The organism is Enterobacter sp. UPMP701 (assembly GCF_053709515.1).
Genome location: NZ_JBSKJN010000002.1, coordinates 351,517 through 368,911, shown reverse-complemented (window position 1 = coordinate 368,911; position 17,395 = coordinate 351,517). Strand labels below are relative to the sequence as shown.

The 17,395-nt window shown below is 57.8% G+C and carries 15 protein-coding genes; 8 read left to right on the top strand and 7 right to left on the bottom strand.

Translation table 11 applies throughout. The features are described from left to right. Positions 1-6 precede the first annotated feature (6 nt). From ACWKXT_RS07270 to ACWKXT_RS07245, 6 genes are all read left to right on the top strand, one after another. Positions 7-339, top strand: a complete 333-nt coding sequence (locus ACWKXT_RS07270) for a YbaB/EbfC family nucleoid-associated protein (protein WP_003858972.1) — start codon at positions 7-9, stop codon at positions 337-339. After that, positions 339-944, top strand: a complete 606-nt coding sequence (gene recR, locus ACWKXT_RS07265; protein WP_008499298.1) for a recombination mediator RecR — start codon at positions 339-341, stop codon at positions 942-944. The genes ACWKXT_RS07270 and recR overlap by 1 nt, the downstream gene beginning before the upstream one ends. A 110-nt stretch (positions 945-1,054) precedes the next feature. Next, positions 1,055-2,929 carry a molecular chaperone HtpG gene (gene htpG, locus ACWKXT_RS07260; RefSeq protein ID WP_454528006.1) on the top strand — a complete coding sequence of 625 codons (1,875 nt, stop codon included), beginning with the start codon at positions 1,055-1,057 and terminating at the stop codon, positions 2,927-2,929. 195 nt (positions 2,930-3,124) lie between these two features. Next, the gene (adk, locus tag ACWKXT_RS07255) at positions 3,125-3,769 is read left to right on the top strand and encodes an adenylate kinase (protein ID WP_006809841.1); all 645 of its coding nucleotides are present in this window, start codon (positions 3,125-3,127) and stop codon (positions 3,767-3,769) included. A 124-nt stretch (positions 3,770-3,893) separates the two neighbouring features. Beyond that, entirely contained in the window at positions 3,894-4,856 is a 963-nt protein-coding gene (gene hemH / locus ACWKXT_RS07250; protein ID WP_454528005.1) for a ferrochelatase, read from the top strand. Between the two features lie 62 nt (positions 4,857-4,918). Beyond that, positions 4,919-6,223 (top strand): inosine/guanosine kinase, encoded by a 1,305-nt coding sequence (locus tag ACWKXT_RS07245; protein WP_454528004.1) that lies wholly within the window; start codon positions 4,919-4,921, stop codon positions 6,221-6,223. A 120-nt stretch (positions 6,224-6,343) separates the two neighbouring features. Here the strand turns inward: ACWKXT_RS07245 and ybaL are convergent, their stop codons facing one another. Both ybaL and ACWKXT_RS07235 read right to left on the bottom strand, forming a co-directional pair. Beyond that, on the bottom strand, positions 6,344-8,020 hold the full coding sequence (ybaL, locus tag ACWKXT_RS07240; protein ID WP_454532075.1) for a YbaL family putative K(+) efflux transporter: 1,677 nt from the start codon (positions 8,018-8,020) through the stop codon (positions 6,344-6,346). Positions 8,021-8,248: 228 nt separating this feature from the next. Next, a complete protein-coding gene (locus ACWKXT_RS07235) occupies positions 8,249-9,469 on the bottom strand; it encodes an MFS transporter (protein WP_454532074.1) in 1,221 nt (406 codons plus the stop codon). A gap of 164 nt (positions 9,470-9,633) precedes the next feature. Between ACWKXT_RS07235 and ushA the strand changes: the two genes are divergently transcribed. Further along, the gene (gene ushA / locus ACWKXT_RS07230; protein ID WP_454532073.1) at positions 9,634-11,286 is read left to right on the top strand and encodes a bifunctional UDP-sugar hydrolase/5'-nucleotidase UshA; all 1,653 of its coding nucleotides are present in this window, start codon (positions 9,634-9,636) and stop codon (positions 11,284-11,286) included. Between the two features lie 121 nt (positions 11,287-11,407). Here the strand turns inward: ushA and ybaK are convergent, their stop codons facing one another. The 3 genes from ybaK to copA all read right to left on the bottom strand — a co-directional run bounded on the left by ybaK (position 11,408) and on the right by copA (position 15,429). Next, positions 11,408-11,887 (bottom strand): Cys-tRNA(Pro)/Cys-tRNA(Cys) deacylase YbaK, encoded by a 480-nt coding sequence (gene ybaK, locus ACWKXT_RS07225; protein WP_119915209.1) that lies wholly within the window; start codon positions 11,885-11,887, stop codon positions 11,408-11,410. A gap of 198 nt (positions 11,888-12,085) precedes the next feature. After that, positions 12,086-12,880 (bottom strand): TraB/GumN family protein, encoded by a 795-nt coding sequence (locus ACWKXT_RS07220; protein WP_454532072.1) that lies wholly within the window; start codon positions 12,878-12,880, stop codon positions 12,086-12,088. Between the two features lie 50 nt (positions 12,881-12,930). Then, the gene (gene copA, locus ACWKXT_RS07215) at positions 12,931-15,429 is read right to left on the bottom strand and encodes a copper-exporting P-type ATPase CopA (protein ID WP_454532071.1); all 2,499 of its coding nucleotides are present in this window, start codon (positions 15,427-15,429) and stop codon (positions 12,931-12,933) included. Between the two features lie 108 nt (positions 15,430-15,537). Between copA and cueR the strand changes: the two genes are divergently transcribed. Further along, positions 15,538-15,948 carry a Cu(I)-responsive transcriptional regulator gene (cueR, locus tag ACWKXT_RS07210; RefSeq protein ID WP_080328025.1) on the top strand — a complete coding sequence of 137 codons (411 nt, stop codon included), beginning with the start codon at positions 15,538-15,540 and terminating at the stop codon, positions 15,946-15,948. Here cueR and ACWKXT_RS07205 read toward each other — a convergent pair. Beyond that, complete coding sequence (locus ACWKXT_RS07205) at positions 15,945-16,397, bottom strand: NfeD family protein (RefSeq protein ID WP_454532070.1); 453 nt, start codon at positions 16,395-16,397, stop codon at positions 15,945-15,947. The two genes, cueR and ACWKXT_RS07205, sit on opposite strands and share 4 nt — an antisense overlap. Further along, entirely contained in the window at positions 16,394-17,308 is a 915-nt protein-coding gene (locus ACWKXT_RS07200; protein WP_265194347.1) for an SPFH domain-containing protein, read from the bottom strand. The genes ACWKXT_RS07205 and ACWKXT_RS07200 overlap by 4 nt, the downstream gene beginning before the upstream one ends. Between the last annotated feature and the right edge of the window lie 87 nt (positions 17,309-17,395).

Genomic DNA, 17,395 nt, shown 5'->3' with positions numbered 1-17,395 from the left:
AAGCCTATGTTTGGTGGAAAAGGCGGTCTGGGTGGCCTGATGAAGCAGGCTCAGCAGATGCAGGAAAAAATGCAGAAGATGCAGGAAGAGATCGCTCAGCTGGAAGTCACGGGTGAGTCCGGTGCCGGTCTGGTCAAAGTGACCATCAACGGTGCGCATAACTGCCGTCGCGTTGAAATCGACCCGAGCCTGCTCGAAGACGACAAAGAGATGCTGGAAGATCTGGTTGCAGCCGCGTTTAACGATGCCGCACGCCGTATCGACGAAACCCAGAAAGAGAAAATGGCTTCTGTTTCCAGCGGTATGCAGCTGCCGCCGGGCTTCAAGATGCCATTCTGATGCAAACCAGTCCGCTGCTCACGCAGTTAATGGAAGCACTGCGCTGCCTGCCGGGCGTTGGCCCGAAGTCGGCGCAGCGTATGGCGTTTACGCTATTGCAGCGCGACCGCAGCGGCGGGATGCGCCTGGCGCAGGCTTTAACCCGCGCCATGTCAGAAATTGGTCACTGTGCGGATTGCCGCACCTTTACCGAGCAGGACGTATGTAACATCTGTACGAACCCGCGTCGTCAGGAAAACGGTCAGATTTGCGTGGTGGAGAGTCCGGCGGACATCTACGCCATCGAACAAACCGGGCAGTTTTCCGGCCGCTACTTCGTGCTGATGGGGCATCTCTCCCCGCTCGACGGCATTGGCCCGGATGATATCGGTCTTGACCGCCTTGAACAGCGTCTTGAGTCCGAAACCATCAAAGAGGTGATCCTCGCCACCAACCCGACGGTGGAAGGGGAGGCAACCGCCAACTATATCGCTGAACTGTGCTCGCAGTACGGCGTTGACGCCAGCCGCATCGCCCACGGCGTGCCGGTGGGCGGCGAGCTGGAAATGGTGGACGGCACCACGCTGTCACACTCTCTGGCCGGACGTCACAAGATTATTTTCTGACCAAACGGAGGCTGCGCGCGCGGCCTCCGCTTGAAAATTTCCCCCCTTATCCCCATCTCTCACTCAACGTTTTACAACCCCATTAAATGGCATTGTTGAGGTCGACTTAGATGAAAGGACAAGAAACCCGTGGTTTCCAGTCAGAAGTAAAACAGCTTCTGCACCTGATGATCCATTCCCTGTATTCCAACAAAGAAATTTTCCTGCGTGAGCTGATTTCCAACGCCTCCGATGCGGCGGACAAGCTGCGCTTCCGCGCGCTGTCCAACCCGGACCTGTACGAAGGCGACGGCGAGCTGCGCGTGCGCGTCTCGTTCAACAAAGAGAACCGCACCCTGACCATCGCCGATAACGGCATCGGGATGAACCGCGACGAGGTGATCGACCACCTCGGCACCATCGCTAAATCCGGCACCAAAGCGTTCCTTGAGTCCATGGGCTCTGACCAGGCGAAAGACAGCCAGCTGATCGGCCAGTTCGGCGTGGGCTTCTACTCGGCGTTCATCGTGGCGGACAAAGTCACCGTGCGCACCCGCGCGGCAGGCGACAGCGCTGAGAACGGCGTACTGTGGGAATCCAAAGGGGAAGGCGAATACACCGTTGATGACATCACAAAGGCGGATCGCGGCACCGAAATCACCCTGCACCTGCGTGAAGGGGAAGACGATTTCCTGAACGACTGGCGCGTGCGCTCCATCATCAGCAAATATTCCGACCACATCGCCCTGCCGGTTGAGATTGAAAAACAGGAAGAGAAAGACGGCGAAACCGTGGTTTCCTGGGAGAAAATCAACAAGGCGCAGGCGCTGTGGACGCGCAACAAGGCTGAAATCAAAGACGACGAATACAACGAGTTCTACAAGCACATCGCCCACGACTTTACCGACCCGCTGACCTGGAGCCACAACCGTGTGGAAGGTAAGCAGGAGTATACCAGCCTGCTGTACATTCCGGCGCAGGCGCCGTGGGACATGTGGAACCGCGATCACAAGCACGGCCTGAAGCTGTACGTGCAGCGCGTGTTCATTATGGACGACGCCGAGCAGTTCATGCCGAACTACCTGCGCTTTGTGCGCGGTCTGATAGATTCCAACGATCTGCCGCTGAACGTCTCCCGTGAAATTCTTCAGGACAGCACCGTCACCCGTAACCTGCGCAACGCCCTGACCAAACGTGCGTTGCAGATGCTGGAAAAACTGGCGAAAGACGATGCGGAAAAATACCAGACCTTCTGGAAACAGTTCGGCCTGGTGCTGAAAGAAGGCCCGGCGGAAGACACTGCGAACGTTGAAACGATCGCCAAACTGCTGCGCTTCGCCTCCACACATACCGACTCCTCCGCGCAGACCGTGTCGCTGGAAGAGTACGTCTCCCGCATGAAAGAAGGGCAGGAGAAGATCTACTACATCACCGCCGACAGCTACGCGGCGGCGAAAAGCAGCCCGCACCTGGAGCTGCTGCGTAAGAAAGGCATCGAAGTGCTGTTGCTGTCTGACCGCATCGACGAGTGGATGATGAACTACCTGACCGAGTTCGACGGTAAGGCGTTCCAGTCCGTCGCCAAAGCCGACGAGTCTATTGATAAGCTGGCGGATGAAGTGGACGAAAGTGCCAAAGAAGCCGAGAAGGCGCTGGAGCCGTTCGTTGAGCGCGTGAAAACCCTGCTGGGCGACCGCGTGAAAGAGGTGCGCTTCACGCACCGTCTGACCGACACGCCAGCCATTGTCACCACCGATGCGGACGAAATGAGCACCCAGATGGCGAAACTGTTCGCGGCGGCGGGCCAGGCGATGCCGGAAGTGAAATATATCTTTGAGCTTAATCCGGATCATCCGCTGGTGAAACGCGCGGCGGATACCCAGGACGACGCCCGCTTTGCCGAGTGGGTTGAACTGCTGCTGGATCAGTCCCTGCTGGCCGAGCGCGGCACGCTGGAAGATCCTAACCTGTTCATTAAACGTGTGAATGCGCTGCTGCTGGCGTAATTAAACACCAGCCCCTCACCCTGCCCTCTCCCCTTTGGGGAGAGGGTTAGGGTGAGGGGAATCAACCGCACTATCCCAAATTATCTCCCCCCATTAACCGTTTCAGCCTTCCCGCCTTCCTTGAGCGATGCCCGTTCTGGTGGTATTGTTTAGCGCTTTTGAAAAATTGAAACGACTTTTGAGGGGATTTTCGCAATGCGTATTATTCTGCTTGGCGCTCCGGGCGCGGGTAAAGGAACTCAGGCTCAGTTCATCATGGAGAAATACGGTATTCCGCAAATCTCCACCGGTGACATGCTGCGCGCCGCTGTTAAATCTGGCTCCGAGCTGGGTAAACAAGCGAAAGACATCATGGATGCGGGCAAGCTGGTAACCGACGAGCTGGTTATTGCTCTGGTCAAAGAGCGCATTGCGCAGGAAGACTGCCGTAACGGTTTCCTGCTGGACGGCTTCCCGCGCACCATTCCTCAGGCTGACGCCATGAAAGAAGCGGGCATCAACGTGGATTACGTGCTGGAGTTCGACGTACCGGACGAGCTGATCGTTGACCGTATCGTTGGCCGTCGCGTGCACGCTGCCTCTGGCCGCGTTTACCACATCAAATTCAACCCACCTAAGGTTGAAGGCAAAGACGACGTGACCGGCGAAGAGCTGACCACCCGTAAAGACGATCAGGAAGAGACCGTGCGTAAACGCCTGGTGGAATACCATCAGATGACCGCACCGCTGATCGGCTACTACACCAAAGAAGCGCAGGCGGGTAACACCAAATACGCGAAAGTTGACGGCACCAAAGCCGTGGCTGACGTACGTGCAGAGCTGGAAAAAATCCTCGGCTAAGCACACCTCTCTCACCCGGAGCCCCGGGTGAGAAAAATTCTCATCTTACCTATTACAGCAATGGGTTTCGTTTAAACGCATTTCCGCTACAATTGACAGCCTATCAAATGGTTAAGAGGCGTGAATGAGTCAGGCGAAAACCGGCATCCTGCTTGCCAATCTGGGCACTCCAGAAGCACCTACTCCAGCGGCGGTCAAACGCTACCTGCGACAATTTTTAAGCGACACGCGCGTCGTGGATACCCCAAGACTGCTGTGGTGGCCGCTGCTGCGTGGCGTCATTCTGCCGATTCGTTCTCCGCGCGTCGCCAAACTCTATCAGTCCGTGTGGATGGAGGAGGGCTCGCCGCTGATGGTCTACAGCCGTCGTCAGGAGAAAGCGCTGGCCGCCCGCCTGCCGGATATGCCCGTCGCGCTTGGTATGAGCTATGGTAAACCTTCGCTGGAAAGCGCCGTCGATGCGCTGCTGGCGCAGGGCGTGGACCACATCGTCGTGCTGGCGCTCTACCCGCAGTACTCCTGCTCCACGGTCGCTGCCGTCTGGGACGAGCTGGCCCGCATTCTGGCGACCCGCCGCCGTATTCCGGGCGTGACCTTTATTCGCGACTACGCCGATAACGAGCTGTACATCAAGGCGCTTGCCAGCAGCGCGCGCGCGTCGTTTGAGAAGCACGGCGAGCCAGATCTGCTGCTGCTCTCCTATCACGGTATCCCGCAGCGCTTCGCCAACGAAGGGGATGATTACCCGCAGCGCTGCCGCGATACCACCCGCGAGCTGGTTTCCGCCCTCGGCCTGCCGCCGGAGAAGGTGATGATGACCTTCCAGTCGCGCTTTGGCCGCGAGCCGTGGCTGACGCCGTACACCGATGAAACCCTCAAAATGCTCGGCGAGAAGGGCGTGAAGCACATTCAGGTGATGTCGCCGGGCTTCTCGGCAGACTGTCTGGAAACGCTGGAGGAGATCGCGGTACAAAACCGGGAATTTTTCCTTGAGGCTGGTGGCGAAAAGTACGAATACATTCCGGCGCTTAACGACTCCCCTGAGCATATTGATATGATGGTCTCGCTGGTGACGAACAGCCGCTGATCGCACTCCGGGCCGGGTTTGTGCTACCATTCCCGGCCCATATTCTTCGTACAGTTCAGACCATGAAATTTCCCGGTAAACGCAAATCCAAACACTACTTTCCCGTTGATGCTCGCGATCCGCTCCTGCAGCAAATCCAGCCTGAAAATGAAACCAGCGCGGCCTGGGTCGTGGGTATCGACCAGACGCTGGTGGACATTGAAGCGAAAGTGGATGATGCGTTTGTCGCCCGTTACGGTCTGAGCGCCGGACACTCGCTGGTGATTGAAGACGACGTCGCCGAAGCGCTGTACCAGGAACTGGTGCGCGAAAACCTGATTACCCATCAGTTCGCCGGTGGCACCATCGGCAACACCATGCACAACTACTCGGTGCTGGCAGACGACCGTTCGGTGCTGCTCGGCGTTATGTGCAGTAATATCGAAATCGGTGGCTACGCCTACCGTTACCTGTGCAATACCTCCAGCCGTACCGACCTGAACTATCTTCAGGGCGTTGACGGGCCGATTGGCCGCTGCTTTACGCTGATCGGCGAATCCGGCGAACGTACGTTTGCCATCAGCCCGGGCCACATGAATAAACTGCGCGCGGAAAGCATTCCTGAAGAGGTGATTGCGGGTGCCTCAGCGCTGGTGCTGACCTCCTACCTGGTGCGCTGCAAGCCGGGCGAGCCGATGCCGGACGCGACCATGAAGGCGATTGAGTACGCCAAAAAGTACGATGTGCCGGTGGTGTTAACTCTGGGCACTAAATTCGTGATTGCCGATAACCCGGAGTGGTGGCAGGCGTTCCTGAAAGAGCACGTCTCGATTCTGGCGATGAACGAAGAAGAGGCCGAAGCGCTGACCGGCGAGAGCGATCCGCTGCTGGCATCTGATAAAGCGCTGGACTGGGTGGACCTGGTGCTCTGCACCGCCGGCCCGGTTGGGCTCTATATGGCAGGTTTTACGGAAGAAGAGAGCAAACGCAAAACTCAGCACCCGCTACTGCCGGGCGCGATTGCCGAGTTTAACCAGTACGAGTTTAGCCGCGGCATGCGTTATAAAGACTGCGCCAACCCGCTGCGTATCTACTCTCACATCGCGCCGTACATGGGCGGGCCAGAGAAGATCATGAACACCAACGGCGCGGGCGACGGCGCGCTGGCGGCGCTGCTGCACGACATTACCGCGAACGCCTACCACAAAACCAACGTGCCGAACTCCAGCAAGCACAAGTTCAGCTGGCTGACCTATTCGTCGCTGGCGCAGGTGTGTAAGTATGCGAACCGCGTGAGCTACCAGGTGCTGAACCAGCATTCACCGCGCTTAACCCGCGGTCTGCCGGAACGGGAAGACAGCCTCGAAGAGGCGTATTGGGACAGGTAAAAGAAAACCCCTCACCCTGATCCTCTCCCCATAGGGGAGAGGGGATAGCACGGAACCGTCTTTTCTCCCTCGCCCCTTTGGGGAGAGGGCCGGGGTGAGGGGGGAGGCGGCCGCACCAAATTACCCCGTAACAGCCTCTTCAGCCGGCGGCTTCGTCAGCAGCGTCAGCATGGTGTTCGCAATCTCACGCTCGCCCATCACCACCTGATTCGCGCCGCGCTCGGTGATGTAGTCCACCTCGTCGTCATAGTGCGCTCGGGCAATGATCTCAATACCGGGGCACTTCTCACGCGCGGAGGCCACAATCTCACCCGCTTCATAACCGTTTGGAATAGTCAGCAGCAGCCAACGGGCGCAGTCGAGATGCGCCAGCTCCATGATCTCTTCGTTCGCCGCATTGCCCAACACTGCACGAATGCCGCGCTCGCGCAGTTCGTCGACGCGGGTGCGCGACGTTTCTATCACCACCAGCGGGATCCCCTGCGCCATCAACTTTTCACCGAGCAGGCTGCCGACGCGGCCAAAGCCCACCAGCAGGGCGTGATTGCAGATATCCACCGGGATCTGCTTCTCTTCTTCCGTTACCTCTTCCAGCGTTTGCTCTTCGAGGGTTTCGGTCTTCTCGAGGTATTTTTCCAGCAGGGCAAACAAGACCGGGTTCAACATAATCGACAGAATCGCCCCCGCCAGCACCAGGTTTTGCCCCGCCTGCGGCAGCAGGTTCAGGGCCATCCCCAGACCGGCCAGAATAAAGGCGAACTCGCCAATCTGCGCCAGGCTGGCGGCGATGGTCAGCGCCGTGCGCGGCGAATGGCCGAACATCCGTACCAGGAAGAAGGCAGCAACGGACTTACCAAAGATGATGATTGCCAGCGTACCCAGCACGGCCAGCGGCTGCTGAATAAGGATCAGCGGGTCGAACAGCATCCCGACGGAGACGAAGAACAGCACGGCGAAGGCGTCGCGCAGCGGCAGGGTATCGTGCGCGGCACGGTGGCTCAGCTCGGACTCGTTCAGCACCATCCCGGCGAAGAACGCGCCCAGCGCAAAGGAGACGTCAAACAGCTCGACGGCGCCAAAGGCAATGCCCAGCGCCAGCGCAAGGACGGAGAGCGTAAACAGCTCGCGGGAACCGGTTGCCGCGCTGCGTGACATGATCCACGGCACCAGACGGCGGCCCACCAGCATCATGATGGCGATGAACGCTACAACCTTACCGATGGTGATACTCATATCGAGCGCCAGCGAGGCGAAGCCGATATTGTCTTTTTCCATCATCCCGGCGACGGCGGGCAGCAGCACCAGCGTCAGCACCATCACCAGATCTTCCACAATCAGCCAGCCTATCGCGATCTGCCCGCGCTGGCTGTCTATCAGCTGTCTCTCTTCAAGCGCGCGCAGCAGCACCACGGTACTGGCGGTGGAGAGGCACAGCCCAAAGACGATACCGGTCATTAATGACCAGTCAAGGAGTGCCGAAAGCGCCATCCCCAGCAGCGTCGCCACCCCTATCTGGGCGATCGCTCCGGGTATGGCGATCGACTTTACCGCCATCAAATCCTTCAGGGAAAAATGCAGACCGACGCCAAACATCAGCAGAATCACGCCCAGTTCCGCCAGTTCCGGTGCCAGTTTGGTATCCGCTACGAAGCCAGGCGTAAACGGACCCGCCAGCACACCCGCCAGTAAATAGCCGACAAGAGGAGAAATACGCAGTTTATTGGCAATCATGCCGAGGATAAAAGCGAGCACAAGTCCACCAACAATGGTGGTGATAAGCGGTGTGGCGTGGTGCATTCCGTCTCCTTTCGTTGTGGGTGTTCCTTTTTGGCGAAAACCAAAAACCGAGTAACAGTTTATGACAATTTTCGTGATTATGTTTATGAATAATTGTTGAAGTTTGAATAAAACGGCAATAAGTACTCAAAAAAGCGCATTTTGCTACATTCACAGGGACGAGGGGGAGGAGAGCCTTATGGCATCAGGGGGATGCGCCGCCAAAGTAAAACTTTGGCGGCACGTATATCAGGCTTTATGGCGGTTATCAGGCAGGAATATGGTCAACATCCCCAGAAGTGGCAGGAAAGCGCAGATTTTATAGACCAGGAAGATGCTGGTATGATCCGCAACCATCCCTAACACCGCTGCCCCAAGGCCACCCATACCAAAGGCGAAGCCGAAAAAGAGCCCGGAAACCATACCGATACGTCCGGGCAGCAGTTCCTGAGCATAGACCAGGATGGCGGAAAACGCGGATGCGAGGATAAAACCAATTATCACGGTCAAAATCCCGGTCCATTCCAGACTGGCGTAGGGCAAAATAAGAGTAAACGGCGCTACGCCGAGGATAGAGCCCCAAATCACGTATTTACGCCCGATTTTATCGCCAACGGGCCCGCCAATTACCGTTCCTGCAGCCACCGCGAAGAGGAAGGCAAACAGGTGGAACTGCGCGTTTTGTACCGATAATCCGAATTTTTGCATCAGATAAAAGGTGTAATAGCTGCTGATACTCGCCATATAGAAGTATTTCGAGAAAATCAGCACCAGCAGTACCGATACGGCCAGAATAACCTTATTACGCGGGAGGGGATTGTTAACCTTCGCTACAGGTTTGCCCTTGTTTACGCGATGCTGAGCGGCGTACCAGCGGCTGATCTGTGCCAGTACAACAATCGCCAGCAGGGCAGCCAGCACAAACCACGCTACGTTGCCTTTGCCGTACGGGGCGATAATCACCGCCGCCAGCAACGGGCCGAGGGAGCTACCGAAGTTACCACCCACCTGGAAGAGTGACTGCGCCAGCCCGTGACGGCCACCGGAGGCCATACGCGCCACGCGCGAGGACTCCGGATGGAAGACGGACGAGCCGGTCCCCACCAGCGCGGCGGCGAGCAGAACCGCTTCAAAACTGCCTGCCATGGCCAGCAGCACCAGCCCGCTTAAGGTAAAGCACATGCCTATCGGCAGCGACCACGGCATCGGATATTTATCCGTCCAGTAGCCCACCACCGGCTGCAGCAGCGAAGAGGCCAGCTGGAAGGTCAGGGTAATCATCCCGATCTGTACAAAGGTTAACGAAAATTCGGACTGCAGCAGCGGATAAATTGCCAGAATCAACGACTGGATCATGTCGTTGAGCAGGTGCGAGAGACTGATTGCGCCTAAAACTTTAAAGGAAGTGCGCGATTTCGGCGGCGACGCCGGAGCGCCCTGGACGGGCTGGGTTGATTCACTGATTGCCATAAATACCACGTCGATTTGTTATTAGAGATGCAGGGAGTAATTATTATCCGACTAACATACCCGTCCGTGACATTTGAAGAAAGTCGCAATTCTGAAAACTTATTTGTCTATTCTTGTTAGTCACTGTAATTTTTGCCTTTGTCTATTGGTCAGGGAGAGAGAAGATGAAGTTAATGAAGCGGGGCGTCGCGCTGGCGCTTATTGCCGCATGGGGTCTGGTAAGCCTGCCCGCGCAGGCGTATGAAAAAGATAAAACCTATAAAATCACCATCCTGCATACCAACGATCACCACGGTCATTTCTGGCGCAGCGAATACGGCGAATATGGCCTGTCGGCGCAAAAAACGCTGGTGGACGGCATTCGCAAAGAGGTGGCGGCCCAGGGCGGCAGCGTGCTGCTGCTGTCCGGTGGAGATATTAATACCGGCGTACCGGAATCCGATTTACAGGACGCTGAACCCGATTTCCGCGGCATGAATCTAATCGGTTACGACGCGATGGCCGTCGGCAACCACGAGTTTGATAACCCGCTGAGCGTGCTGCGCCAGCAGGAGAAGTGGTCCAAATTCCCGTTCCTCTCTGCCAATATTTATCAGAAAAGTACCGGCGAACGTCTGTTTAAGCCGTGGGCGCTGTTTAAGCGTCAGGATCTGAAGATCGCGGTCATCGGTTTAACCACCGACGATACGGCGAAAATTGGCAACCCTGAGTTCTTCACCGATATCGAATTCCGCAAACCGGCAGACGAAGCGAAGCTGGTAATTCAGGAGCTGCAGCAGAACGAAAAGCCGGACGTGATTATCGCCGCTACCCACATGGGACACTACGATAACGGCGAGCACGGCTCCAATGCGCCGGGCGACGTGGAGATGGCGCGCAGCCTGCCGGCAGGTTCGCTGGCAATGATTGTGGGTGGTCACTCACAGGATCCGGTGTGCATGGCGTCGGAGAACAAAAAGCAGGTGGACTACGTGCCGGGCACACCGTGCGCGCCGGACCGTCAGAACGGGATCTGGATTGTGCAGGCGCACGAGTGGGGTAAATACGTGGGGCGGGCGGACTTTGAGTTCCGCAACGGCGAGATGAAGCTGGTGCATTATCAGCTCATTCCGGTCAACCTGAAGAAGAAAGTGACCTACCCGGACGGGAAAAGTGAGCGCGTACTTTATACCCCAGAGATCGCCGAAAACCAGCAGATGCTCTCCCTGCTGACGCCGTTCCAGAACAAAGGCAAGGCGCAGCTGGACGTGAAGATCGGCACGCTGAACGGCCGCCTGGAAGGGGACCGCAGTAAAGTCCGCTTCGTGCAGACCAACATGGGCCACCTGGTGCTGGCCGCGCAGATGGCGCGCACTGGCGCTGACTTTGGCGTCATGAGCGGTGGCGGTATTCGTGACTCCATCGAAGGCGGGAATATCACCTATAAAGACGTGCTGAAGGTGCAGCCGTTCGGTAACCTGGTGGTCTATGCGGACATGAGCGGGAAAGAGGTGATTGACTATCTGACGGCCGTGGCGCAGATGAAGCCGGACTCGGGTGCCTATCCACAGTTCGCTAACGTCAGCTTTGTGGCGAAGGACGGTAAGCTCAACGATTTGAAAATCAAAGGCGAACCGGTTGACCCGGCGAAAACCTACCGTCTGGCGACATTAAGCTTTAACGCCACCGGCGGCGACGGCTATCCGCATATCGATAATAAACCGGGCTACGTAAATACCGGCTTTATCGATGCGGAAGTGCTGAAGCAGTTCATCGAGCAGAATTCGCCGATTGACGTGAATGCCTACGAGCCGAAAGGTGAGGTGAGCTGGCAGTAGTGGTGTGCGGCCTGATGCCCTCACCCCAACCCTCTCCCCGTGGGAGAGGGCGCGAACACAAAAAACGGTAACGCCTGTTACCGTTTTGCTTTTACCTCGCAGCTGCCACCGGGCAATTTTCTCAATCCCGGCGCGCAATATCCGCAAACTTCGCGTCCAGCATTTTCGCCAGATCGCCCGCGGCCAGTTCAATATCCAGCCCGCGTTTGCCGCCCGAAATATAGATCGTCTCAAACGCCTGCGAAGGCGCATCGATCAGCGTCGGCAGACGTTTTTTCTGTCCGAGCGGGCTGATCCCGCCGACCAGGTAGCCCGTGGTGCGTTGTGCAACCATCGGGTCCGCCATATCCACCTTTTTCGCCCCCAGCGCCTTCGCCACTTTTTTGAGATCGAGCTGTCCGGCAACGGGCGTTACCGCCACGGCGAGGTGCTTCATATCGCCGTTCACCGCGACCAACAGCGTTTTGTAGACCTGGTCCGCGTTCAGACCCAGTTTGCGCACCACTTCATCACCAAAGTTGGTTTCATTCGGATCGTGATCGTAGGTGTGGATCCGGAAAGAAATGTTGTTTTTTTCGAGTAATTTAACGGCGGGAGTCATAGCTATCCTTCTTACGACAGACAAATCATGCCAACAGCATACGCCTGACGTTTGTCTAAAAAATAGCACCATCTTGCGCAATAGTGTTGGCAGTGATGGTCACTTTGAGCGACAATCGGCTCAGCCGAAGGTCACTTCGGTATAATAAAAACGATGAAATTCCTCTTTGACGGGCCAATAGAGATATTGGCCATTTTTTTATTTCAGCAGCGACGGCAAATTCCCTTCGCCGTATAAATGTAACGCCCCAACCGCCACCACGTAATGCCCCGCAGGCAACGCATGCAGCGTCTGCCGCCAGGTTTTATTGCGCGCATTCATCAGCACATCGTACAGCGATTCACTGAACGTCGACGGTAAGGCCAGCTTACCGTCCGCGGGCGGCGCATCCAGCCACCAGCCAATCATGGTCTGCAGCAGACGCGCGTTAGTGTGCCAGTGGGTCAGGGTATCATCCAGCAGCATCAGACCGTCGTCAGGAAGCTGGCGCAGGAGCGCAATCTGGCTGTCCGTTCCTTCCAGCTCGATGATGGGCATACGGCGTGCCCGCGCCACGTTCAGCAGCTGGTAATCAATGCCGTAGTCACCGCGCAGGCCCAGACGCTGAGCCTGCGTGGCCTGCAATACCATCGCGATTTGCCAGAGCGGCAGAGTGTCAATCATGGAGAGCGACACGCCGGTTTCATCCGCGACGCGCGTCAGTTCCGCAAGCTGGGTTTCATCCAGACGTTCCGCCAGCGTGAGATCGCTCTCGAGCCCGGCAAACGGCGACTCATGACCCGAAATATCCGCCTCAACAACCAGCGCGTCGGCATGCTTCAGCCGTTTTATCAGGCCGGGTGGCAGGGGAGACATGTCCTGGGTGCCCATATGGATGCTGCCGACCAGGTGCAGGTGCTGCCCGCCGGGGAGCGAGATATCCAGACCGGGCCAGGCGTAACGGCGAGGAAAGAGGGCGCGAAACGATGTTTTTAGACGATTAAACAGACCCATACGCGCTCCATGACCGGAAAGGTTCATGCTAGCGCGTACGGGTACAAGGTTCAATCCTTCGGTTTAAACCGCAGCAGACGGTTGGCGTTGCTCACTACGGTAATGGAGGAGAGCGCCATCGCCGCACCCGCGACTACCGGGTTCAGCAGGGTACCGGTTAGCGGCCACAAAATCCCGGCGGCAATCGGAATACCGAGCGAGTTATAGACGAACGCCCCCAGCAGGTTCTGCTTCATGTTGCGCAACGTAGCTTTCGAAATAGCCAGCGCGTCGGCAACGCCCATCAGGCTATGGCGCATCAGCGTGATGGCGGCGGTTTCAATGGCGACATCGCTCCCGCCGCCCATGGCAATCCCCACGTCCGCCTGAGCCAGCGCCGGGGCATCGTTGATACCGTCACCCACCATCGCCACCTGACGACCCTGACTCTGCAGTTTCTTGATGGCGTCCGCTTTGCCGTCCGGCAGAACGCCCGCAATCACCTCATCAATTCCGGCTTCTTTCGCTATGGCGTTGGCGGTGGTCGGGTTATCCCCGGTCAGCATCACCAGACGATAGCCCGCGCGGTGCAGTCTCTGCAGGGCGTCCACGCTGTCCTGGCGAAGCGGATCGCGCACGGCCAGCAGCGCGGCGGCTTTGCCATCCACCGCCAGCAGAACCGGGGTGGCGCCCTGAGAGGCCTGCGCTTTCAGCTCGCTTTCCAGCCCGGAGGTATCAACACCGTTTTCATTGAGCAACGCCTGGTTACCCAGCAGCAGCGCGTGGCCGTCGGCTTCACCGCTGACGCCGAGCCCGCGCAGGGTGCGGAAATTGCTGACCTGCGGAAGGTCTGCATCGCCCGCTTTATCGAGAATGGCGCGGGCCAGCGGGTGGCTGGAACCCTGCTCCAGCGCGGCGGCAAGGCGCAGCGCGTCCTCCTGCGCAATGCCAGCGGTGCTCACGGCCACAACCTGCGGTTTGCCCTCGGTTAGCGTGCCGGTTTTATCAAACACAATCGTATCCAGCGTGCTCGCCCGCTGCAGGGCATCCGCATCACGGACCAGCACGCCAAACTCGGCGGCACGGCCCACGCCGGAGATAATCGACATCGGCGTCGCCAGACCAAGAGCGCACGGACAGGCGATGATCAGCACCGTGGTGGCGATGACCAGGGTGTAGACAATCTGCGGTGCCGGGCCGAAGAAATACCAGATAGCCGCGCTCAGCAGGGCAATGCCGACCACCACCGGCACAAAAATGGCCGAGATTTTATCAGCAAGCTGGCCGATTTCCGGCTTGCTGCTCTGCGCCTGGCGCACCATGCGAATAATGCGCGAAAGGGTGGTATGGCTACCGACGGCGCTGGCGGTAAACAGCACGCTGCCGTCCTGCACTACCGTACCCGCATGGACCGCGTCGCCCTGTGATTTTTGCTGGGGGATCGGCTCCCCGGTCAACATCGCTTCATCCAGCCAGGCGTCGCCCTGGGTGATTTCACCGTCGACGGGCACCCGGTCGCCGGTGGTCAGGCGCAGCGTCATGCCCGGCTGTACCTCCGCCAGCGGGACGCTTTTTTCCCCATCGTCCGTGACCACGCGGGCCGTCGGCGGGGTTAAATCGAGCAAGCGTTCCAGCGCTTTCGAGGAGCGCTGACGGGCGCGCGCTTCCAGCATGTGGCCCAGGTTAATCAGGCCGATAATCATCGCGCTGGCTTCATAATAGAGATGGCGGGCTTCCATCGGGAACCACTGGGGCCAGACGTTCACGCTCATGGAGTACAGCCACGCCGCGCCGGTACCGAGCGCAACCAGCGTATCCATCGTCGCCGTGCGGTTTTTCAGGCTCTTCCAGGCGCTGGTATAAAAATGCCCACCTGCAAAGACCATGACCGCAAGGGTAATTAAACCAATCACCAGCCACAGCGTGCGGTTGTCTGCGGTGACCATCATGTTGTCACCCATCATGCCCCACACCATCACCGGAATACCGACCAGCAGGGCGACGATCGCCTGCCAGCGGAAGCGCTTCATGGTGGCAATAGCCGTTTCCTGCTGGCGTTCGCGGCGCTCGGCATCATCTTCGATGGCCTCCGCCCCGTAGCCCGCTTTTTCCACGGCCTGTACTAAATCTGCGGCGGAGGCACTGCCCATCACCAGCGCAGTACGCTCCGCAAGGTTAACCCGTGCCTGCGCGACGCCCGGTACGGCTTGCAGAGCATTCTGCACGCGGGAGACGCAGCTGGCGCAGCTCATGCCGTTGATCAGCAGCTGTTGGCTGTCATCAATATCATCAGCTGCCGGAAGCTCAGGAGTGGCCGCTGTCAGTGCTTCCGACGGGGATGATGACTCTGCCAGCGGTTTAGCCTTTGGGTGGCTTAACTCCGCCCCGTAACCGGCCTGTTTAATGGTATCAATCAGCGCGTCGGCGCTGGCGCTGCCGGTCACGGCGGCATGATCGATAGTCACGTCAGCGCTTTCCACATCAGGGCGCTGTTCCAGGCTTTCTTTAACGCGTTTGACGCAGTGGCCGCAGGAGAGGCCGTCCAGCGTCAGGTCGATAGTGTGAGACATAACAAAACTCCCGTATAATATATTGGTCAGTTGTTGACCGGAGTAACGCTTTTCGCTAACTGTTATGAAGGTTAAACCTTCCATCAAGGGGAAGGTCAAGGGGGAAATGTGAATATCAGTGACGTTGCGAAAAAAACCGGCTTAACCAGCAAAGCGATTCGCTTTTATGAAGAGAAAGGGCTGGTGACACCGCCGCTACGCAGTGAAAACGGCTACCGCAGCTACACGCAGCTGCATCTGGATGAACTGACGCTGCTGCGCCAGGCAAGACAGGTGGGGTTTAACCTGGAAGAGTGCGGCGAGCTGGTTAACCTGTTTAACGATCCGAAGCGCCACAGCGCCGACGTGAAAAAACGCACGCTGGAAAAAGTGGCGGAGATTGAACGCCACATCATCGAGCTACAGGCGATGCGCGAACAGCTGTTGCAGCTGGCGGAATCCTGTCCGGGGGATGACAGCGCCGACTGCCCGATTATCGATAATCTTGCCGGCTGCTGTCACCGCAAAACCCACGCTTAGCAGGCTTTCACCCGCAGCGTAATGCCTTCCACCGCAATGACCTCAACCCGCGTGCCGGCGCTGAGGTCGTCGTCGGCCACCACGGGCCACGAGCTGTCGCCCACCCGCATGTGCCCGCGCCCGTTCACCAGCGCGCTGTCGAGCGTAAAACGCTTGCCGACAATTTGCTGTCCGCGCTGGTTAAGGTGCGCGTCCAGCGGCTTCTGCTCCTTAACCCGCCGGTTTAGCCAGCGCCACCACAGCCACGCGGCCACCAGCGTGAGCACGGCAAACAGTGCGCCCTGCCACGTCCAGTCCAGAGGAAGGATCCAGACCAGAAGGCCGGTAATGACGGCGGCAACACCGCTCCAGAGCAGGTAGCCGTTGCCGCCCAGCATCTCCGCCGCCAGCAATAAGCCACCCAGGCTTAGCCAGAAGGCGTGAGGATGTGCAACAATCAGCTCAATCATTTTTTACGCTCGTTTCCGCTGTCTTTGATCAGCTCGGCAATACCGGCGATAGAGCCCATCAGGCTGCTGGCCTCCAGCGGCATCATCACCACTTTGCTGTTGTTCGCGGAGCCAATCTCTTTCAGCGCATCGGTATATTTTTGCGCGACGAAGTAGTTCACGGCCTGAATATCACCGGCGGCAATCGCCTCGGAGACCATCTGCGTCGCACGGGCTTCCGCTTCTGCGGAACGTTCACGCGCTTCCGCCTGTAAGAACGCGGACTGACGATCGCCCTCCGCTTTCAGGATCTGCGACTGTTTTTCCCCTTCCGCTTTCAGGATCTCCGCCTGACGCACCCCTTCGGCTTCCAGAATATAGGCGCGCTTGGTACGTTCGGCCTTCATCTGGGCGTTCATGGAGGCGATCAGCTCCGCCGGTGGACGCACGTCGCGGATCTCAATACGGGTGACTTTGATCCCCCACGGGTTCGTGGCCTCATCAACAATGTGCAGCAGGCGGGTATTGATGCTGTCGCGCTGGGAGAGCATCTCGTCCAGCTCCATCGAGCCGAGCACGGTACGGATGTTGGTCATCGTCAGGTTGACGATCGCCAACTCCAGGTTGCTCACCTCATACGCCGCTTTCGGCGCATCAATGACCTGAATAAAGCAGACGGCATCAATGGTAACGTTGGCGTTATCTTTGGAGATCACTTCCTGAGAAGGGATATCCAGCACTTGTTCCATCATATTGATCTTGCGACCAATTCTGTCCATAAACGGGACAATCAGGCTTAATCCGGGCTGCAGCGTGTTGGTATAGCGACCGAACCGCTCAACGGTCCACTGGTAACCCTGAGGAACAATTTTGACACCTGCGCCCACAATAACCAGCGCAACGAAAATAAGGACAGGAACAACGATGAGCATAAAAACCTCCTGTTTTGCATGCTTTGATAAGAGAAAAGGGATATGTACTGTTCGTAAGTATATCGGTTAACGGGTTAAAATTCGCCC